Consider the following 21,963-nt stretch of genomic DNA (forward strand, 5'->3'; position numbering starts at 1 on the left):
ATTACCGATCCAGGTAATTGTTTTTTTTGTTTTCTGTTGTGGTGTTTTCAGTTTTAAGCGTTAGGTTTAACCCCATACCCTCTACCTTACAACCCTCAACCTTTTTTGGTGGAGAATAACGGAGTCGAACCGTTGACCTCCTGCGTGCAAGGCAGGCGCTCTAGCCAGCTGAGCTAATCCCCCAGAGTATCAGTTTTGAGTTCGGAGTTTTCAGTTTGGAGTATCCATCACTCCAGGCTCTTTTCTCCCAACTCCCAACTTCAATGGTAGTCCCGTCCAGATTTGAACTGGAGACCCCTACATTATCAGTGTAGTGCTCTAACCAGGCTGAGCTACGGGACTGTATTTTCAAGGCAGGCTTTAATTAGTCGCAGTACATAGTATCTTACCGCTACTGCTTCCCTTTTTTGGCTTACCCTTTTCGTCTCCGTTGCGCTATACCTCTATAGTATGCCCACCGTTGTCTTCTGGGTGTTTCTTTTTTCTCTTGTCTTTTTTTGTATAAAGTACCAGGTATTCAGTATCAAGACCTTAAGCCTTTTACCTCTTTACCCTCTACCTTATTCGAAATATCATGTTGCGTGGCGGGTAGGCGGTGCTACTCCAGAAAGGAGGTATTCCAGCCGCACCTTCCGGTACGGCTACCTTGTTACGACTTAGCCCCAGTTACCGGTTTTACCCTAGGACGCTCCTTGCGGTTACATACTTTAGGTACCCCCAGCTTCCATGGCTTGACGGGCGGTGTGTACAAGGCCCGGGAACGTATTCACCGCGTCATTGCTGATACGCGATTACTAGCGAATCCAACTTCATGGGGTCGAGTTGCAGACCCCAATCCGAACTGTGAACGGCTTTATGAGATTCGCATACTGTTGCCAGCTAGCTGCCCTCTGTACCGTCCATTGTAGCACGTGTGTAGCCCCGGACGTAAGGGCCATGATGACTTGACGTCGTCCCCTCCTTCCTCTCTGTTTGCACAGGCAGTCTGTTTAGAGTCCCCACCATTACATGCTGGCAACTAAACATAGGGGTTGCGCTCGTTGCGGGACTTAACCCAACACCTCACGGCACGAGCTGACGACAGCCATGCAGCACCTAGTTTCGTGTGATTGCTCACTGATCCATCTCTGGATCATTCACTAACTTTCAAGCCCGGGTAAGGTTCCTCGCGTATCATCGAATTAAACCACATGCTCCTCCGCTTGTGCGGGCCCCCGTCAATTCCTTTGAGTTTCACCCTTGCGGGCGTACTCCCCAGGTGGAACACTTAACGCTTTCGCTTAGCCGCTGACCGTGTATCGCCAACAGCGAGTGTTCATCGTTTAGGGCGTGGACTACCAGGGTATCTAATCCTGTTTGATCCCCACGCTTTCGTGCCTCAGCGTCAATAAGACCATAGTAAGCTGCCTTCGCAATCGGTGTTCTGAGACATATCTATGCATTTCACCGCTACTTGTCTCATTCCGCCTACCTCTAGTCCATTCAAGCCCATCAGTATCAAGGGCACTGCGATAGTTGAGCTACCGTCTTTCACCCCTGACTTAACAGGCCGCCTACGCACCCTTTAAACCCAATAAATCCGGATAACGCTTGGATCCTCCGTATTACCGCGGCTGCTGGCACGGAGTTAGCCGATCCTTATTCTTCCGGTACATTCAGCTATTTACTCGTAAATAGGTTTATTCCCGGATAAAAGCAGTTTACAACCCATAGGGCAGTCTTCCTGCACGCGGCATGGCTGGTTCAGAGTTGCCTCCATTGACCAATATTCCTTACTGCTGCCTCCCGTAGGAGTCTGGTCCGTGTCTCAGTACCAGTGTGGGGGGCCATCCTCTCAGATCCCCTAGTCATCGTCGCCTTGGTGGGCCGTTACCCCGCCAACTAGCTAATGACACGCATGCCCATCTCCATCCCATAAATGTTTGATCATTGGATAATGCCATCCTGTGATTTTATGCGGTATTAATCCGGATTTCTCCGGGCTATCCCCCTGATGAAGGTAGGTTGCATACGCGTTACGCACCCGTGCGCCACTTTCTCTCCCAGCAAGCTGGAAAATATCGTTCGACTTGCATGTATTAGGCCTGCCGCTAGCGTTCATCCTGAGCCAGGATCAAACTCTCCATTGTAAAATGTGTTGTTCAATTCTGACCAGTTTTTAACCATGTTAAAAATGGTCTTCTTTTTTTATGTTGTCTGTTAGACACCACCTCTAAAATAAAGCAGAATAATCATGTACTTTGATCAGTACTCCATTAACCCCGCTACGCTACATTGACATCTCTTTTAAGAACTTATCGACTGTTGTTGCCTCTCGGCCCGTCTTTATATATTGTGATTCGCTTTTTGGTTGGGGTCGTTTTCCTTCCCTTGTTTTCAAGCTCATTTCAATCTTTTTTTCTCTCTTCCCGGCATCCGCCGTTCCGGTCTTTTTTCCCCTTCGTTTCTGTTGGGAGTGCAAAGGTAAGCATCTTTTTTAAACTTCCAAATAAAATAAATTTTATTTTTTTCAGCCCTCTCTTTTATCTTTCCTTTATTTCAATATGCCGATGTTACTCAGCTTTCCCTCCTTCCGGACAGGGCTGCAAAGGTAGCAATCTTTTCCGCTTCCGCAATATTTATTTTAAAATAAATCCTGCCATCCATCGCCCAGAGCCATCCTTTCACCAAAACCCCTTCCTCCGAAGCGGGATGCAAAAGTAGAAAAAATATCTGCAACGGCAAAGCTTTTGAAGCGGTTAAAGCAGGATTTGACGTAAGACCATGGTTTTCAACGGAAAAAAGTTTAGCCAATGACCAAACTTTTTGGAAGATTAACTGTTTCATCCTGTCTTTTAAATCTTGAAGAGCATAAAAACCAGGGAATCCGGTACAGTGAAAGATCCTGCCCCCCGGCCGGGCGGAAGTTCTGCAGGACGGCCGGAGTGGAGAAACCCGCTAAACTTCCGAAGTTCCGTTCTGGTCACAAGCGACAATACCTATTATATTATATGTTAAAATTTGTTAACTGTATATTTGTACTGAATTGCTTTGCATAGCTTAGCGGCCAATTGTTTTTATTGATGTTATCGTATTATTAATTATCTTTGCAGAATGTTTAAAGTTAAACACTTCATTATTTTAGTATTTATTGCCGCTTTGGGTATTGCGGGCTGTAAAAGTCGTTTCGAGAAATTAAGGGCGAGCAATGACGTTGCAAAAAAATACCAGGAGGCACTGCGTTTGTATAATAAACGCGACTATAGTAAGGCATTAGTACTTTTTGAAGACCTTTCTCAAAAATATCGTGGCCGTGCAGAAGCTGAAGACCTGAACTATTACTATGCTTACACACTATATAGATTAAGTGATTACACCACTGCGAGATACCAGTTTAAAAGTTTTGCCGATACCTATCCTGCAAGTAAAAATGCGGAAGAAGCACGATATATGGCTGCCTACTGTTATTATTTAGAATCGCCAAATTACTCTTTAGACCAGGAAAATACTTATAAAGCTATTGATGCGTTACAATTATTCATTAACTTATACCCTACCAGCGATCGCGCTGCTGCTGCCGGCAAATATATTGCGGTGTTAAGGGGAAAGTTAGAAGATAAAGCCTTTGAGAATGCTAAAATGTATTTAACTACAGGGCCTAGTAATGTAGATAACTACAGGGCAGCTGTTATTGCGTTGAAAAATGCGCAAAGAGACTACCCAGATATTAAATATGCTGAGGAAATGGATTTCCTGATGATTAAAGCGCAATACTTATACGCAAAAAACAGTTATATCATCCGCCAGGAAGACCGTTACAATGAAGCGCTTGCTTTATATACCGAATTCACGGAGAACCATCCTGACAGTAAATTTGCCAAAGAGGCGAAGGCGCTTAAAAGTGATGTTGAGGCAGGCATAGTAACAACCAAGCGAGAATTGGCATTATATGCTGCCGATCAGGAAAAATACAAGCAGATGTTGATCAGAACCGGTAAATTAAAGGATACCGTTTCTGTAAAACCAACTAATGCAGATAATACGGATATTAAAAACAAGTAATAGATGAATACTAACAAACCTGCTGTACCAAACACTACAGTAACCAGAAACGTACACGATTTAGATAAAACTACTGATAACTTATACGAATCGTTAGTGGTAATTGCCAAAAGGGCAAATCAGATCTCGAACAACGTTAAAGAGGAGTTACACGGTAAATTGGCAGAATTTGCTTCTAGCAACGATAATTTGGAAGAAATTTTCGAAAACCGTGAGCAGATTGAAATCAGTAAGCATTACGAGCGTATGCCAAAACCTGTTCTGGTTGCCATGGATGAATTTTTGAATGGAAAAGTTTATCACAGAAATCCTGCTAAAGAACAAAAGTAATTGCAAAGCGCATAGCGTTTAGGGCAAAGCGTTTTAGCACTACGCTCTATGCTCCATGCCTTATACTCTGCGCATTATGCTAAAAAATAAAAATATAATCCTTGGCGTTTGCGGTAGCATCGCAGCTTATAAGTCGGCATTTTTGGTTCGGCTACTCGTAAAAGCTGGCGCAAACGTAAAGGTTATTCTAACTCCTGATGGTGCTAATTTCATTACACCACTTACCCTTGCTACGCTTTCTAAAAATCCGGTTTACACACAATATTTCGAGGAAGAAACAGGTGTATGGAGCAATCATGTTGAACTCGGCTTATGGGCCGATCTCATGATCATCGCACCAATAAGTGCCAATACGCTAGCAAAACTGACAACAGGAATCTGCGACAATTTATTAACAGCTGTTTATCTTTCCGCCAAATGCCCGGTTTATGTAGCTCCGGCTATGGATCTGGATATGTGGAAACACGAAACCACCCAAAGTAATATTAAGCGGCTGATCGGTTTTGGCAATACCGTTATTGCTCCGGCCAATGGCGAACTGGCCAGTGGGCTTTGGGGTGAAGGCCGGATGGCTGAACCGGAAGAAATTATTTCATTCCTGGATAATGCTATTAAAAAATCGTTGCCCCTGTTTGGTAAAAAAGTAATGGTTACTGCTGGCCCCACTTACGAAGCCATAGATCCGGTACGTTTTATAGGCAATCATTCTTCAGGCAAAATGGGTTTTGCCCTGGCTGATGAACTGGCCAAACTGGGTGCTGATGTAACTTTAATTGCCGGACCAACCGCACAAAAAGCCGAACAAAGTTTAAAAAGAATTGATGTAGTAAGTGCACAAGAAATGTTCGATGCCTGTATTGCTGCATTTGCAGAAACCGATATTACCGTAATGTGCGCCGCTGTGGCCGATTATCGCCCTAAACAGATCGCCACCCAAAAAATTAAAAAACAGGATAGCGGGTTGTTTCTGGAACTGGAAAAAACAACAGATATACTTGCTTCTCTTGGTAGAGCAAAAAAATCGCATCAGATTCTGGTTGGCTTTGCTTTGGAAACCAACGATGAAGAGAATTATGCCAAAGGCAAACTGGAAAAGAAAAATCTAGACCTTGTGGTACTCAATTCTTTGAATGATAAGGGCGCGGGTTTTAAATCAGATACCAATAAAATTACTATTTTTAACAAAGCTTTAGAACGGACTGTATTTGAAATGAAATCGAAAACTGCTGTTGCCAAAGATATTTGTACTGCCATTTTAAAAATTGCAAAATGATAAAAAAGATTGTTTGGATATTGTTATTTGTTGGTTTTGGAAAGCTACAGGCTCAAGAGCTGAATGCAAGGGTAACTTTGCTGGCTCCACAGGTTTCGAACATCAGTAAATCAACTTTAGATGCTTTGCAAAAAACAATCCGCGATTTTTTGAACAACAACAAATTCAGCAACGAAAATTATCAGCCACAGGAACGTATAGATTGCAGTTTCGTCATCACCATCAATTCATGGGATGGTGGCTCTGGTTATACTGCTGAAGCGCAGATCCAAAGCAGCCGACCGGTTTTTAACAGCTCTTACAATAGCACTTTGTTAAATATGAGCGATAAAAATTTCGATTTTAATTTCAACGATGGGGCTACAATCGACTTCTCTGATCAAAATTACATTTCCAATATCAGTGCACTCCTTACCTACTGGGCCTACACCATCATCGGAATGGACAAAGATAGTTTTAGCAAAATGGGCGGCACGCCTTTTTATAAAAAGGCACAGAACATTGTTAACCTGGCACAGGCCTCCGGCAATACCGGCTGGAGAGCTGTTGATGGCTTACGTAACCGTTTTTGGTTTAACGAAAATGTTTTAAATCCCGTTTTTTTCGAACTGCGCAATTTCATTTACAGTTATCATTTAAGCGGCTTGGATCATCTAACTGATCAGGATAAAGGCTTAACGCAGATTGTTGCGGCCCTACCTGCGTTACAGCAAATGGATAAGCAGAAATTAGGGTCTATTTTCCCTAATGTTTACTTCGCTGCCAAAGCCGAAGAAGTAACCAATGTGCTTTCTAAACTTAACGGACAAGAACGAATGAAAGCCTATAACATGCTGGCAGAAATTGATCCGGCGAATATTGGCAAGTACGAGTTGCTGAAGAAGAATTAATCGTATGGGTTACCAGGTTAATTGTTAAATCGGTTAATTGTAACAGCATAGTTTATCCGTTAACCCTTTGGAACCGTTAACCGATTAACCTTTAGCTTATTTTTCAGTAAAGTAGTCGCTGTGTTTCAATAAAGCCACTCCTTCTTAATGTCTAAAAGTTGCTGATAGGACTTATTATCAGGAATTTCGTAAGACGCAGTTAACCAATTAGTCCCTTTCGACGATTAACCGTTAAAAATTTGTTAAAATATTTTGAGATTACGAATATCTTCGTACATTTGTTTACGAAATAATTCGTACAACTTGTAACATATGGATAATTATCACATCAAACCAACTGAAGGTGAAATGGAAATCCTCCAGGTGCTTTGGCAAAAGGGGAATGCAACGGTAAGGGAAGTGCATGAGGCATTGAATAAAAAAGACTCAGGTTATACCACTACGTTAAAACTGATGCAGATTTTACATGAGAAAGGTATGGTAGAAAGAGATACTACCCAAAAAACACACATTTATAAAGCACTTGTTAGTCGGGATAAAACGGAAAAACAGCTGGTAAACAAAATGATCGATAATGTATTTAACGGATCGGCAGCGAGATTGGTGATGCAGGCTTTGGGTAACCACAGCGCTAGTGCAGAAGAAATTGACGAAATAAAAAAATATTTAGATAGCCTAAAGTAAGGCTATTGCTCAGGGTTGGAAGGTGTAGGGTTTGGATCCCTAATAAATATCAAAATTTTCGGATGATATCCGTTTAAAAATTAAAACCACCGTTATGGAAACTTTATTACAACAGTTCATTAAAGCATTTGGCTGGAGTATTATAAACTCACTTTGGCAAAGCGCCATCGTTTATGGTATCCTGTTTATCATCATGCTCAGCATTCCGAAGCTGGCAGCAAAACATAAGCACAACCTTGCTTTTAGTGCCATCGTTTTAATGTTTGTTGGCTTTGGCTACAATTTCGTTCATCAATTAACCTTGAATGTAAATACTCCGGCACCTGCAATTAATGCCCAAAATATACAGGTGTACCAGTATCTGAACAACCTCCCGCCAACTTTTAGCAGCAGGGCAGAACAATACTTCCCTGTTATCGTGATCTTCTACGCCATTGGCATTTTACTTCAGTTATTTGTTATTATTAAAGGTTATGGTCAGCTTTCCAAACTAAAAAAAGAAAGTTTAAGTGCAATTCCCGACGGCTGGAAAATTATTTTCGAGCATGTAACTGCCCAACTTAAAATCAGCAAAGTTATTCGGTTTCACATTTCTTCTATCGTTAACGTGCCTTTAGTTATCGGTTATTTAAAACCTGTGGTACTATTTCCACTGGCCCTGGTCAATCAATTAGACAATGATCAGGTAGAAGCGATACTCATTCATGAATTATCACATATCAGAAGAAACGACTTCTTATTGAACCTGATCAAAACGGCTATAGAAACGATATTATTTTATAATCCATTTGTATGGATGGCAGGTAAGTTTATCCATATTGAGCGCGAGCATGCCTGTGATGACTTAGTCGTAAAAATTACCGGAAAACCATTGAATTATGCCCATGCCCTGCTTAAACTCGAACTGTTAAAAGACAAAAACAGTCCGGCCTATGCACTGGCAGCGACAGGCAAAACCCAGAATTTATATCAACGCATAAAAAGAATAACCAACATGAAAACAAATTATTTAAACGCCAAACAGCAAATGGCAGCCTTAACTTTAGGAGTAGCCTGCCTGTTTTCTATTGCCTGGATCAATCCAACAGAAAATAAAAATGATACTAAAAAAACGAATACTGAAGTTTTAAGTATAATAAACCACAACAATCTGAAAACTGTTGTTTACACGGATACCACTAAAAAACGTAAAATTAAAATTGTAACCATTGATGCCAATGGTAAAAAAACTGAATATAATTCGGTAAAAGATATGCCAGATAGCCTAAGGAAAGATCTTTACCGGGACGAACTGTTTGCAGGCAAAAATATCTACAAACTGCATCTGGATAGCAGTTTTAAATTTAAATTCAACGATTCGCTGTTAATTGCCAAAATAAATAAGGCCTACAACTCGCCGGAAGCACAAGCCAAATGGAAAAAATTTGGGGAAGACATCGCTAAAGAATACGGTTCGCCAGAAGCACAGGCGAAATGGAAAAAAATGGGCGAAGACATTGCCAAGGAATATAATTCTCCGGAAGCACTAGCCAAATGGAAAAAGTTTGGGGAAGATATTGCCAAAGAATATGGTTCACCGGAGGCACAGGCGAGGTGGCAAAAAATTGGTGAGGATATGGCAGCTAAGATGAACACACCAGAATTCAGGGCCCAGATTGAAAATCTTAGAACAAATACTTTGAAATCAGAGGAAATATCGAGATTATCCAAATTGAACAGGTTAAGTGCCGACTCATTATTTAAAGCCAAAGGTTTTGAGCTTTCGGATCGCATTTTTTTAAAATTTAACGATGACGCTAACAGTAAGGTAAAACAAACGGAAGAGTATAAAAAACTGAAAGAAAAATTTGATAAGGAAGTAAAAGAACTAAAAGAAAAAATAGAGCAGAAAGAGAAAAAAGAAAAGGTAGAAAACGGCAACAAAAGCTCACAGATTAATCCGAGAGGGATGATATACCAAAACCAGGATTTTAAAAACTTGGATAAATCTCTTAATGCAGTAAATGCTGTTATAACCTATAAGAAATCAGATTTTAACCGTGCAGATCAACTGGCAATAAAAACTTATGTTCAAACACCCAGCTTAAAAATTGATAACGATAACGTAATTAATATCTTGATCAAATAACACCAGATAAACCAAACAGATCATGAACGGCGAAGATTATTCTTCGCTGTTTTTGTTTTGTAGAGTCCTGTTGAATAAATTTTAATATTTTTGCTTAGTATGCTACAAAAACTTTCTATACGTAATTACGCATTAATTGATAGTCTGGATATCGAATTTGATAAAGGCTTGAATATTATTACAGGTGAAACTGGCGCTGGTAAATCGATCATACTTGGTGCATTGTCGCTAATTTTAGGTCAGCGGGCAGAAAGCAAGTACTTTTTTAACCAGGATAAAAAATGCGTTATTGAAGGTAATTTTACATTGGCAGATGAAAAGCTAAAAGGACTTTTTGAAGAAAATGATCTCGATTTCTCAAACGAAAGCATCTTAAGGCGAGAAATATCAATAGATGGCAAAACAAGATCTTTCATTAACGATACACCTGTAAATTTATCCATTCTAAAGCAAATTGGCGAAAAGCTGATCGATATCCACTCACAGCATGCTACACAGGAAATTAATGATGCCGATTTTCAACTCTTAATTGTAGATGCACTGGCAAGCCATAAATCCTTATTGACAGACTACCACCGCGGATTTAAAAAGCTCAAAAATGATACCAGCCTGTTAAAGAAACTGGTAGCTGATGCTGATGAAGCCAGGAATAAACAGGATTATGAACAGTTTCTGTTTAACGAGCTGAAGCAGGCAAAACTACAGGATGGCGAGCAGGAAGATTTAGAACAGGAGTTGGAAAGATTAACCCATGCCGAAACCATCAAAAGAGCATTACTCACCACGTCGGGTTTAATTAACGAAAGTGAGCCTTCTGCCCTGCAGATTTTAAAAGAAGCTTCGTTACAATTACAAAGTATCGAAAAATTCGATCCTGCTATTAACGTGCTCTACGAACGGTTACGCTCATCCATTATAGAAATAAAAGATATCACCGATGAGGTATCTGGCATAGAAGAAAACACCATACACAGTGCCGATCGTTTGGAACTGGTCAATCAAAGGCTGGATCTTTTTTATTCATTGCAGCAGAAACATCGGGTAACTAATAATATCGAATTATTGGCACTTCAAAAACAATTGGAAGAAAACCTGAACAAACTTTTATCTTCTGATGAGCATATCGAAAATCTACAGAGAGAAATAGATCAGCTTCAAAAAACTTTACATCAACAGGCCGAACAATTAAGTGCCAACCGCAAAAAAGCGATCAAAATAGTAGAAGAACAAACCAGCATCACCTTAAAAAGAGTGGGAATGCCAAATGCAAAACTGGTTTTACATCAAAAAGTATTAAGCGAGCTAAATAAAGATGGTTTGGATGAAATAAATCTCCTTTTTACAGCCAATGCGGGTCAGCCGCCCGCGCCAGTGAATAAGGTAGCATCAGGAGGTGAGTTATCGCGCTTAATGTTGGCCATAAAAGCATTACTGGCCAAACATACATCCCTGCCGACCATAATTTTCGATGAGATCGATACCGGAATATCCGGAGAGACCGCCCTGAAAGTTGGAGAGGTAATTTCAGATTTAGGACAGAACATGCAGGTCATCTCGATTACACACTTACCACAAATTGCAGCAAAAGGCAGATCTCACTATTTTGTTCATAAACATGAAAACGGCGGGAAAACTACTACCGGCATCCGGAAACTTAAACAAGAAGAGCGTATTGAAGTAATTGCCGAAATGTTAAGTGGTAAAAATCCAGGTGCATCGGCTATCGAAAATGCAAAGGAGTTATTGGCTTAGTCTCCTACCAATGCCAAGGTTTGTGCCCCCACAGACCTTTTCATATCAAGAATGATAAATTTAGTGGTCGTCTGTGAAGACACAGACCACGGCGATAAGATAGATATTGCGCAGCAAAGCAAACCTGCTTTGTCATTCTAAACCTATCCAGTATTCGTCACCCTGAACTCGTTTCAGGGTCTTTCATACCAGATAGATTTCTCATTCCAATACGCTTCAGTGTAGATGACGAAGCTTCTTACTGAATAACATCAATGGAGCGTAGTTGCAGAGTGTCTAATCTGACGATGTAGGCTTTTTTAATATAATATTTCATTTGCACGCTTAATAAACTAAATAATTAGTTTATATTTACGAAATGAAATCCTTACCAATTTTATTATTACTATTGGTTGGTAAAATTTGTTTCGCACAACAAAATTATATGCTTTCGGGTACAGTTAAGGATAAACGTGGTGAAGCTTTACCTGGCGCTGGCGTATACGTAAGTGGTTATAAAATTGCAACTGCTTCCAATCATAACGGCCATTATGCCCTGTCGCTTAAACCTGGCAATTATGATATTTTAGTACAGCTAATCGGCTATAAGGCGCTAAATAAAAATATTATTATTTCTGATAAGGCGATAAAACTTGATCTCGTTTTGGAAGAAAGTATTACCCAATTAAACGAAGTTACCATTAAACCAGATCCAGACAGGCCCCATTATATTGCCATGTTTAAAGATTTTTTTATTGGTACAACGCCAAATGCTGAACAATGTAAAATGATTAACCCAAATGTGTTACTGATAGATTACGATAAGGAGCAGGCAAAACTTACCGTAAAAACAGATCAGTTTTTAATTATTGAGAACCAGGCACTCGGATACCGGATAAAATATTTAGTCAACAATTTTGAGTATAGTAGCCGAACCAACATCATCTATTATGAAGGCTTTCCGTATTATGAAGATCTGCAAGGATCGGCCCGGAAAAAAAAGATCTGGGCAAAGAAACGTTTAACTGCCTATCTGGGTTCATCACAGCACTTTTTTAACGCACTCTACAAGGGTACGGCAATAGAAGAAGGCTTTATCATCAACAAATTAATTACCCAGCCAAATCGCGACAAACCATCTGACAGTATCATCAGGGCCAATATTAAACGTTTAACAAAAGTGCAGGAGGGTTTATTACGAAAAACGATAAATCTTAATCATGGAGATTCTCTCAGCTATTGGTTCAGAAAGAAAAACCTCCCTGATGGCATTTCCATTTTAAGCCGTAGTCCAATTTTACCAGATACCTTGGTGCATTTTAAAAATCAGGATATCAAAAGCATAAACTTTACCGATAAACTATACATTATTTACACCAAAGAAAAAGAGGATCCATTATTTGCCAACCGGATAGGTTTATCCATCAGCAGGCCTTTAGATATGCCCGACTACCAAATATCGACCATTACCCTGCAAATAGCACCAGTATATTTCTATGCCAATGGCGGGATCTATAATCCACGCGCTATGCTTTATGCCGGCTATTGGGCCTGGGAAAAAATTGCAGATAGCGTACCTATGGATTATTTACCATCGGCTGATGTGAAAAAGTAGAATATACCGTCGTTTTTCGTTAGCTGGTCTTAACGTCTCGCTAAAAGCTACTGAAAAGCAAAATTTTTCTTTTTTTTTTGGAAAGCAGGTACACAATCTATTGGGTTACAGCATCCCCGCCCTCCGTTACAAATCCTCGCCCTCATGCTTTGGGCTGTGGGTTTTTCACTATGGTCGGGTTTAGCTGGCAGTGCCTGTAATACGATCAAGGTTTTTCGAACCCTGCTGTTGGCACCAATCCTGGTTAAATAAACCCGGCAGAGCGGCTAGTCCACAGTAGAGCGCAGCGCAACGAGGAACAAGCGATGGCGGGACTGCTGCAGCCATAGGAAACGGAGCTTTCGTTTCCACAAAATGTCTCTTACTAACCAAGGCCATCTTAATAATTATATTAAAGATCCCTCGCTTCGCTCAGGATGACATGCCCGAACTAATGTTAAATCTGTTAAAAGTTCTTAGCTTTTTTAATAAATATTATGCGTTTTGATTACATTCGTCTCCATGATTAAAAGCCTTTTAGTAGCCTTTATGCTAATTATGGCAGGTACTAATGTCATTGCTCAAAATACTTTCTCTATTAGTGGTTTGGTTAGGGATCAAAAAGAGGGATTGCCTGGTGCGAGTATTTACCTGAGCGGATATAAAATTGCAACAGTTGCCGATAACGATGGAAGATTTAAACTTTCAAACCTAAAACCGGGCAGTTACGACCTGCTTGTGCAGCTTGTTGGTTACCTCCCCTATGCTAAAAGTGTGATTATTTCCGATAAATCAGTTCAGGTAGAACTGGTTTTAAAAGAGAATGTTGCCCAGCTTGATGAAGTAGTGGTCAGGGCCGATCCAAACCGGCAGAAATACATTAACCAGTTTAAGGAGTTTTTTATTGGTAAAACACCAAATGCAACACAGTGCAAGATATTAAATCCGCAGGTTTTAAATGTAGATTTTGATGTTACCAAAAGTACTTTAACCGTTTCTACTACAGAATTTTTAATCGTAGAAAATAAAGCACTGGGCTATCGCCTCAAATATATGCTTGATCATTTTGAGTATAATTCCCGCACGCACATCATATTTTATTCTGGCCACCCCTTTTTTGAAGAATTAAAAGCTTCTGCTGCTAAAAAGAAAAAATATATTGCCGCGAGGGAGGTGGCCTACTATGGTTCGTCGCAGCATTTTTTCCGTTCACTTTATGCCAATAAAACACAGGAAGAAGGTTTTATCATCAATAAAATGATCAAAATACCTAACCCTAACCGTTATCCGCAATATGTGATAAATGCCAATATGGAAAAGATCAAAGCCATACCGGAAAAAACAGGTATCAGACAAACGAAAGGTAAAATAGACACAGCCTTACTTGCCTTCTGGACGAAACAGCAGGAAATGCCCAAAACCATTGATCAATTTTCGAGGGCTGAAGTACTGACCGATACTTTGGTGCATCACTATAATCAGAATCTGAAATACTTGAGCTATACCGATGCACTTTTGATTCAGTATACCAAAGAAAAGGAATCGCTTGCCTATTCTAAAACAGGTTTCTGGATTTTCAGGCCTTTGGACGTGCCGGAAAATGAAATTTCTGTAGCGAATTTAACTGGCGAGGGTGTGCGGTTTTATGAAAATGGTGGCATCTACGATTCCCGATCGTTGCTATACGAAGGTTACTGGGCTTATGAGAAAGTGGCCGATATGGTACCAATGGATTACGTTCCACTCTCCAAAAGCAACAGGTAATTGTTGAAAAGTTAGCTTTGGCTTAAGCATAAAATTACTAAAAATATTAGTAATTTTATGCTATGATCGGCGAAGCAGAAAAACAGTATTTTAAGGGTAGAGGTGCTCAAGTTAATCCACATAACAAATTTTTAAAAGATGTTTATGTAAAGGAACATAATGAAGGAATAGACGATTGGGAAGAAAGTGATCGCAAAACTTCTTTTATCTTCGAAAATTCAAAAACCATTGTAAATAAAGTTGATAGTCCGGACGTGGGCATGGCCTATTCTTTAAACCCCTACCAAGGTTGTGAACACGGTTGTACGTATTGTTATGCCCGTAATTCGCATCAGTATTGGGGCTATAGTGCCGGAATAGAGTTTGAGCGGAAAATTATCATCAAAAAAGATGCACCAACACTCTTTAAAAAATTCCTGGAGAAAAAAGGCTGGGATGCTACTACCATTTCCCTTTCGGGCAATACCGATTGCTACCAGCCTGCCGAACGAAAATTTAAGCTCACCCGCCAGTTGCTTGAAATTGCATTGGCCTACAAACAGCCTATCGGGATGATTACCAAAAATTCACTTATCCTTCGCGATAGGGATATTCTGAAAGAGATGGCCAGGTTAAACCTCTGTATGGTTTATGTTTCCATTAACAGTTTAAATGAAAATTTGCGGCAGGTAATGGAACCGCGCACCACAACGGCTAAACAACGGTTAAAGGTGGTGGAAGAACTCAGTAAAGATGGAATTCCTATGGGTGTTATGGTTGCCCCTCTTGTTCCAGGTTTAAGCGACCATGAAATTCCAAAGATTCTAAAAGCTGTAGCCAATGCTGGTGCCATTAAAGCAGGTTACACGGTAGTAAGGCTCAATGGGGCCATCGGTCAGATCTTTGAAGATTGGTTGCGAAAAAATTTCCCTGACCGCTTTGAAAAAGTATGGCATTCGATACAGAGTTGCCATGGTGGCCATGTAAATGACAGCCGGTTTGGCGACCGCATGCGCGGTGACGGCAATATTTCGCAGATGATCAGGGATAACTTCAGACTACATTGCCGTTTAAATGGCCTTAATGTAAAAGATATTATTTTAGACCACACCTTGTTCAAAATACCGAGCAACCAGGTGAGTCTGTTTTAACATTCGGGGAGAGAAATCCCTGACGCTCGGGACCGTGGTTTTATCATCACGGTCCTCTCAAATTTATTGGTTCCGGTTGCAATTGGAGTCTTTGAGGTGTGGATTTATAGTCCACTACAGCACAAAACAGCGTATGAAATTCTTTATAAATACCAGTTTGTAAACTTCCGCTATAAAACTTAGTTTTAACATCATGAAGAAGATCGCATTGATTACCTACCTTGACCAAGGTGCTTATGACAGTATCACAGTTGAAAGTGAAGATGATAAGCTGTTAAACTTCCTGAAAGAAAAAGGACTCAATATTGAAAAAGTAATCTGGAATGATACATATATTAATTGGGAGGAATACTCAATAGCGATTTTGAAATCGCCATGGGACTATTTTGACCTGATTGAAGATTTTTACACCTGGCTGGATCTTTTAGAAACCAAGAAAGTAAAATTACTTAATCCAATTGATGTGGTGAGGTGGAATTCTGATAAACGCTATCTGAAAGAGATCGAAACCGCCGGCTTAAAAATTATACCCAGCATTTTTATCAACAAGCAAGACCGCCTAACGCTTAAACACTACTTTGAGAAATTTAACACCAATAGGTTAATTGTAAAACCTTGTATTAGTGGTGGTGCAAAAAATACCTTCAGGGTAACCATTAATGATGTTGATGCCCTGGCCCCTAAGTTAAATCAACTACTACAGGAAGAGGATTTTATCATTCAACCATTTTTGCCTGAAATTTTGGAAAGCGGAGAATGGTCATTCATTTTCTTTAATGGAACTTATAGCCATTCGCTTATTAAAAAAGCCAAAGCGGGCGATTTCAGGGTGCAACCTGCACACGGTGGATCGGTACATCCTCAAAACCCTGATCACGAACTGATTGCTACTGCACAGCAATACATTGATCTATTTGCCAAAAACTGTCTTTATGCCCGTGTTGATGGTACTTTTGCAAACGGTGAATTTTTACTGATGGAGTTAGAACTCATAGAACCTTTTCTGTTTTTGAATACAGCAACAGAAAGTTATGATCGGTATTATAAGGCATTAAAAGAGTTGATATAAACAATGGAAAATAAAAAAAAGTGCGTTATTTCAGCTTAAAATTAAAATAACGAAATGGAGGCGGTCTCAAAAATCCCTTTTTTAAAATAGTGCAAAATAAAATTTAAGTCAAATTTTTAAGAATACCAAAAAGGGTAATTTTCAGTTTTTGAAAATCACCCTTTTTACATTAGGATTTGGCCATTTTTGGCATTCTGTCAAATTAAACCCTAAGAAGGCTGTCTGGTTTTATTTTTTAGACAGCCTCAACTGCGTTAAACTTCGCCCGGGATAACGACCTCCGGTTATAAATTATTTCGATGCAAAAACCTGCGCCCAGTAACCATCTGTTTTAGCTGCGCCCATTTCTTTAAAAGATGCTGTCATCATGTTTTTACAATGGCTTTCGCTGTTTATCCAATCGTTAAAAACCTGTGCTTCTGTCGTTTGCCCTACGGCGATATTCTCACCAACACTTGTCCAGCTGTAGCCGGTAGCAGTAACCCTTGCTCCCACTGTTTCACCGTTGGCAGAAGTGTGTACCATACTTTTGATCGATGCCATGTATTTACTTTGATATACTGCAGCCGAGGCCAGATTGGCATTCCAGGTTAATGCACCCACAGGCGGCATTTTAGTGGTACCACAATTACATCCGGCTAAACGGGTATCATTAACCAGTTTTAAAAGCACATCGTTATTGATGTTTGTTGCAGTAGACATTTCTATTTTAAAGCTGTTGGATGTGGTATCTGTTGTACCTGGATCAGATCCTTTCTTACAGGATATTGCGCAGCATAGCGCCATGCACATTAATGGAAAGATGATAGACTTCATTTTATAGTTGTTTTAGGAAAGATACAATGATTTTTATTTATAAAAAAAAAATCATTATGCCTATATCATATTTTTTTCCTACTTAAAAAAATAACTAAGCTTTAGCCAGATATTATAAACAAAAAACTCCCGATTTTCATTGGGAGTTTTTTGTTTATTTACTTCGAAGAATCTTCTTCTTGCTTGGGCTCTTCTTTTTTCTTTTCGCCTTTTTTATGATTAATCGATACCAGTTCGGTAGTTTTATCATAATCAATTTCCAGAACATCACCTTCTGCCAGTTCGCCTTTAAGAATCTCTTCGGCAATCGGATCTTCTAAATATTTCTGAATTGCTCTTTTTAACGGACGAGCTCCAAAATTACTATCAAAACCTTTGTCAGCAATATATTCTTTTGCGTGATCGGTTAATACAATTTCATAACCAAGTGTATGGACACGACCAAACAAAGCTTTTAACTCAATATCAATAATTCTAAAGATTTCGTCTTTACCTAAACTATTGAATACCACTACATCATCAACACGATTCAGGAATTCAGGGGCAAAAGCACGTTTTAATGCACTTTCTATTACACCTCGACTATGAGAATCGGCCTGGTTTGTTTTCGCGGTTGTAGAGAAACCAACACCTTGACCAAAATCTTTGAGCTGACGGGCACCAATATTAGAGGTCATGATGATGATTGTATTTCTAAAATCAACTTTACGACCCAAACTATCTGTTAGCTGTCCCTCATCCAGAACTTGTAATAAGATATTAAATACATCAGGGTGTGCTTTTTCAATCTCATCCAATAAAATTACGGAGTATGGCTTTCTTCTTACTTTTTCAGTTAATTGTCCACCCTCTTCATAACCTACGTATCCGGGAGGCGCTCCTACTAAACGCGAAACAGCAAATTTCTCCATGTACTCACTCATATCGATCTGAATCAGAGCATCATCACTATCGAACATGAAACGGGCCAATTCTTTTGCCAGTTCTGTTTTACCTACACCAGTTGGACCCAGGAAAATAAAGGAACCTATTGGCTTTTTAGGATCTTTTAATCCCGCCCTGGTACGTTGGATGGCTTTGGTCAATTTTTTGATCGCATCGTTCTGACCGATAATTTTCTCGGCCACTTTATCGTACATATTCAACAGTTTTGCACTGTCAGTTTGTCCCACACGTTGCACCGGAATACCGGTCATCATTGAAACCACCTCAGCTACATTGTCTTCAGATACTTCGTAACGTTTCGTTTTGGTTTCCGCTTCCCATTCCGCTTTAGCTTTATCTAATTCTTCAATTAAATTTTTCTCTGTATCGCGCAATTTTGCAGCTTCTTCATACTTCTGGCTACGTACTACCTTGTTTTTCTCTAATTTGATATCTTCAATTTTGGCCTCGATATCAATAATGTTTTGAGGAACATGGATGTTGGTTAAGTGAACACGCGAACCTGCCTCATCTAAAGCATCAATAGCTTTATCCGGTAAGAAACGATCAGAAATATAACGCGAGGTTAAATTCACACAGGCTAAGATAGCTTCTTCTGTATAGGTTACCCCATGGTGTTCTTCGTATTTATCTTTAATACGTGTTAAAATTTCAACAGTTTCTTCTGGTGTAGCCGGTTCAACCATTACTTTTTGAAAACGACGGTCTAAAGCACCATCTTTCTCGATGTATTGACGGTATTCATCTAATGTTGTAGCACCGATACATTGAATTTCGCCCCTGGCCAAAGCAGGTTTGAACATATTGGATGCATCTAATGAACCAGATGCACCACCGGCACCAACTATCGTGTGGATCTCATCAATAAATAAAATTACATCAGTTGATTTTTCAAGCTCGTTCATCACGGCCTTCATACGTTCTTCGAACTGCCCGCGGTATTTGGTACCGGCCACCAGCGATGCCAAATCTAGGGTAACTACACGTTTACCAAATAGTACACGCGAAACTTTACGTTGGACAATACGTAAGGCAAGGCCTTCCGCAATCGCGGATTTACCCACACCCGGCTCTCCAATTAAAATTGGATTGTTCTTTTTTCTACGGGATAAAATCTGCGATACGCGCTCAATTTCTTTCTCTCGGCCAACAATCGGATCTAAACGGCCCTCTTCTGCAGCTTTTGTTAAATCGCGACCAAAGTTATCCAGAACAGGTGTCTTAGATTTTATATCCGATACTTTTTTAGGTGTGCTAAAGCTTTCCTCTTCGCGATAATCATCATCGCCTCCTGTAGAAGCGCTGTTAGAGATATCATCTCTGAAACCGTTTTTATTCACTTCAACCTCCTGTTTAAAAACATCATAAGTAATGCCATATTGCAATAAGATCTGTGAGGCGATGTTATCATCATCTCTCAAAACCGATAAGAGCAAATGTTCGGTGCCAATTAAATCGCTTTTAAATATTTTAGCTTCTAAGTAAGTAATTTTTAAAACTTTTTCTGCTTGTTTAGTTAATGGAATATTACCCAGGTTTACTGTAACACTCGAAGTACCGCGAACAGCATCTTCAATTGAGCGGCGCAATTTACCGGTATCAACTCCTAACGATCGTAAAATTTTTATAGCCATGCCATCCCCTTCGCGGATGAGGCCCAATAATAAATGCTCGGTTCCGATGTAATCGTGTCCTAAGCGGAGCGCTTCCTCCCTACTAAAAGAGATCACATCTTTAACCTGTGGTGAAAATTTTGCTTCCATAATACCTTTCTTAACAGCTACGTCCCTAAACTATAAAATAACTTTATAAAAACGAACGTACTGTTTTCTTTATTTTATCAACAATTGCGCCATATGGTTGGATAAAAAGGCATTTAAATGCCAGAGAACCCAAAATTCAATGTAAGATTATTATTCTGATAAATATTATTTTGATTATATCTATCTACGTAATAAGTGTTCTAAAGGTTTTAAAGGGACATTTACCAAAAACATCCAACTGCTGACATGATATTGTCGGTTTATTGTAAGGATTTTTTAGCCACTAGAAACTGACAATATGTATCGTTTTGCTTAAGCAATTTACAAGTTTTGACAGAAAAACAAAAAGAACATGACATCATTTAATAATTTTATCATACAGCGGCAGACACCAGCCGAACCTGAACATTATAATCTTCATACGAAGTTAACTGCAATTAGGTTGTTTTTGTTTTATTTATAGCGAAAATCATCTTCATAAATGAAAGCCCGGGTAAATCATTAATAAGGAGTTTTCAATCCTGAAGGTTTCATTTGGATAAAACGCTAATATGTATCGAATTAAGATTTTTTTGATACAATAAATAAGCATTGTCACCCTGGACACAGCGAAGTATCATTCGAAAAAGGTATTAATAGCAGAGCCTTTTTATCTGGAAACGAAAGGTCTGTTTTTCATGGCTGTGGCAGCCCCGCCATCGCTCGTAGTCCTTGCTGCGCTGTGGGCTACCCGCTCTGTCGGGTTTATTGAACAGGGTTAGTGGTGAGTATTCCATAGAATTAAAACCAACTAAAGAACAAATTAGCACCGGTTCGCAACATCATGTCAGCTTTGGGCTTTGCCGGAATACGATAATAACATTAAAACGGCCACAGGATTTAGCTGTGGCCGTTTTAATGTAAGGTCATCATTATTTATCGGGATAATGACTATACTACCAATTGATACCGAGGTTAATTTCGAAATTACCCGCTGTGTAACCGCTTAAGTTACCGGTTTGTGTGGTATATGCGGTATTAATCATGTACTTTTTCTTGTAATGTAACCCGACACCAAAACTTGCGGCCTTACTGGTATGATACATGCCTGTAAATAATAACTGCTGATTGGCAACTCCGAGTTGACCGCCGATATCCACAATATCAGCAATCCCCGTAAAAGAACGATAGGCTACCTTAGGCTGAAACAAGCTTTCTCCAATATCAAATTTGTAGCCAGCTGATGCATATACAGCTGGCGTATTGATTAATTTTAAGTTATCCCTGTTGAAATAATTTTTAAGATTCACCAATGCAAAATCTACACTAAAGCGCTGTGAAGTTAATCCAACTCCAAAATCACCATCAAAATAGGTTCGATGGTCGGTATTATAAACGCCAACCTGTGCATCATTTGGATTACCTATAAGATCCTGCATATCAATCCGCTGATTCATAAAGCCCGCAGATAAACCAAAATGTAATTTTGCAGATCCGTTAAGTGGCAGATGATAGGCGTAACTTGCCAGAATCCTTGTTTGCCTTTGCAAGCCAGCTTTGTCCAGATTCATGTTTAGTCCTACCCCTACTCTTTCCCATCCATAAGTGGCGCTCAGGTTTTGTACCATCGGGGCTCCGGGAACATTGTTCCATTGCGAACGGAAAGTGAGGTCTGCAGTTGCACCTTCTGTTAATCCGGCCATGGCCGGATTAGCAAGATAGGTGTTGTTAAAATACTGGTTTAACAATGGATTGGTCTGCGCATTTACCTTCGAAACACCGATAAGAGCAGCCAGTATCAAAATTGTTGTTTTTATCCTTTTCAT

General features: G+C 39.7%; 15 protein-coding genes, 2 tRNA genes and 1 rRNA gene. 11 read left to right on the top strand and 7 right to left on the bottom strand.

Features of this window, described 5'->3' with window-relative positions:
• Positions 1-106: 106 nt before the first annotated feature.
• From ACK1I8_RS12650 to ACK1I8_RS12665, 4 genes are all read right to left on the bottom strand, one after another.
• Positions 107-183: transfer RNA gene (locus tag ACK1I8_RS12650), tRNA-Ala, on the bottom strand.
• A gap of 81 nt (positions 184-264) precedes the next feature.
• Positions 265-342: transfer RNA gene (locus tag ACK1I8_RS12655), tRNA-Ile, on the bottom strand.
• A gap of 265 nt (positions 343-607) precedes the next feature.
• A 16S ribosomal RNA gene (locus ACK1I8_RS12660) occupies positions 608-2,129 on the bottom strand.
• Between the two features lie 427 nt (positions 2,130-2,556).
• Positions 2,557-2,826 carry a hypothetical protein gene (locus ACK1I8_RS12665; RefSeq protein ID WP_412465736.1) on the bottom strand — a complete coding sequence of 90 codons (270 nt, stop codon included), beginning with the start codon at positions 2,824-2,826 and terminating at the stop codon, positions 2,557-2,559.
• Positions 2,827-3,093: 267 nt separating this feature from the next.
• Between ACK1I8_RS12665 and ACK1I8_RS12670 the strand changes: the two genes are divergently transcribed.
• From ACK1I8_RS12670 to ACK1I8_RS12720, 11 genes are all read left to right on the top strand, one after another.
• Positions 3,094-4,041, top strand: coding sequence for an outer membrane protein assembly factor BamD (locus ACK1I8_RS12670; RefSeq protein ID WP_412465738.1), 948 nt, complete (start codon positions 3,094-3,096; stop codon positions 4,039-4,041).
• 3 nt (positions 4,042-4,044) lie between these two features.
• On the top strand, positions 4,045-4,371 hold the full coding sequence (locus tag ACK1I8_RS12675; RefSeq protein ID WP_090988294.1) for a DNA-directed RNA polymerase subunit omega: 327 nt from the start codon (positions 4,045-4,047) through the stop codon (positions 4,369-4,371).
• 76 nt (positions 4,372-4,447) lie between these two features.
• The gene (gene coaBC / locus ACK1I8_RS12680) at positions 4,448-5,644 is read left to right on the top strand and encodes a bifunctional phosphopantothenoylcysteine decarboxylase/phosphopantothenate--cysteine ligase CoaBC (RefSeq protein ID WP_412465739.1); all 1,197 of its coding nucleotides are present in this window, start codon (positions 4,448-4,450) and stop codon (positions 5,642-5,644) included.
• The gene (locus tag ACK1I8_RS12685; protein ID WP_412465740.1) at positions 5,641-6,534 is read left to right on the top strand and encodes a DUF4835 family protein; all 894 of its coding nucleotides are present in this window, start codon (positions 5,641-5,643) and stop codon (positions 6,532-6,534) included. The genes coaBC and ACK1I8_RS12685 overlap by 4 nt, the downstream gene beginning before the upstream one ends.
• 312 nt (positions 6,535-6,846) lie before the next feature.
• Positions 6,847-7,218, top strand: a complete 372-nt coding sequence (locus ACK1I8_RS12690) for a BlaI/MecI/CopY family transcriptional regulator (protein ID WP_412465741.1) — start codon at positions 6,847-6,849, stop codon at positions 7,216-7,218.
• 94 nt (positions 7,219-7,312) lie between these two features.
• Entirely contained in the window at positions 7,313-9,346 is a 2,034-nt protein-coding gene (locus tag ACK1I8_RS12695; protein ID WP_412465742.1) for a M56 family metallopeptidase, read from the top strand.
• A gap of 99 nt (positions 9,347-9,445) precedes the next feature.
• Positions 9,446-11,098: a DNA repair protein RecN gene (gene recN / locus ACK1I8_RS12700; protein WP_412465743.1), complete on the top strand. Its 1,653-nt coding sequence runs from the start codon at positions 9,446-9,448 to the stop codon at positions 11,096-11,098.
• A 358-nt stretch (positions 11,099-11,456) separates the two neighbouring features.
• On the top strand, positions 11,457-12,692 hold the full coding sequence (locus ACK1I8_RS12705) for a carboxypeptidase-like regulatory domain-containing protein (RefSeq protein WP_412465744.1): 1,236 nt from the start codon (positions 11,457-11,459) through the stop codon (positions 12,690-12,692).
• Between the two features lie 501 nt (positions 12,693-13,193).
• Positions 13,194-14,435, top strand: coding sequence for a carboxypeptidase-like regulatory domain-containing protein (locus ACK1I8_RS12710; RefSeq protein ID WP_412465745.1), 1,242 nt, complete (start codon positions 13,194-13,196; stop codon positions 14,433-14,435).
• A gap of 62 nt (positions 14,436-14,497) precedes the next feature.
• On the top strand, positions 14,498-15,565 hold the full coding sequence (locus ACK1I8_RS12715; protein ID WP_412465746.1) for a PA0069 family radical SAM protein: 1,068 nt from the start codon (positions 14,498-14,500) through the stop codon (positions 15,563-15,565).
• Positions 15,566-15,758: 193 nt separating this feature from the next.
• Positions 15,759-16,634, top strand: a complete 876-nt coding sequence (locus tag ACK1I8_RS12720; protein ID WP_412465747.1) for an ATP-grasp domain-containing protein — start codon at positions 15,759-15,761, stop codon at positions 16,632-16,634.
• Positions 16,635-16,925: 291 nt separating this feature from the next.
• Here the strand turns inward: ACK1I8_RS12720 and ACK1I8_RS12725 are convergent, their stop codons facing one another.
• The 3 genes from ACK1I8_RS12725 to ACK1I8_RS12735 all read right to left on the bottom strand — a co-directional run bounded on the left by ACK1I8_RS12725 (position 16,926) and on the right by ACK1I8_RS12735 (position 21,963).
• Positions 16,926-17,450 (bottom strand): CAP domain-containing protein, encoded by a 525-nt coding sequence (locus ACK1I8_RS12725; protein WP_412465748.1) that lies wholly within the window; start codon positions 17,448-17,450, stop codon positions 16,926-16,928.
• Between the two features lie 158 nt (positions 17,451-17,608).
• Positions 17,609-20,158 carry an ATP-dependent Clp protease ATP-binding subunit gene (locus ACK1I8_RS12730; protein ID WP_412465749.1) on the bottom strand — a complete coding sequence of 850 codons (2,550 nt, stop codon included), beginning with the start codon at positions 20,156-20,158 and terminating at the stop codon, positions 17,609-17,611.
• A gap of 935 nt (positions 20,159-21,093) precedes the next feature.
• The gene (locus ACK1I8_RS12735) at positions 21,094-21,963 is read right to left on the bottom strand and encodes a PorP/SprF family type IX secretion system membrane protein (protein WP_412465750.1); all 870 of its coding nucleotides are present in this window, start codon (positions 21,961-21,963) and stop codon (positions 21,094-21,096) included.

Source organism: Pedobacter sp. KLB.chiD, assembly GCF_047040275.1.
GTDB lineage: Bacteria > Bacteroidota > Bacteroidia > Sphingobacteriales > Sphingobacteriaceae > Pedobacter.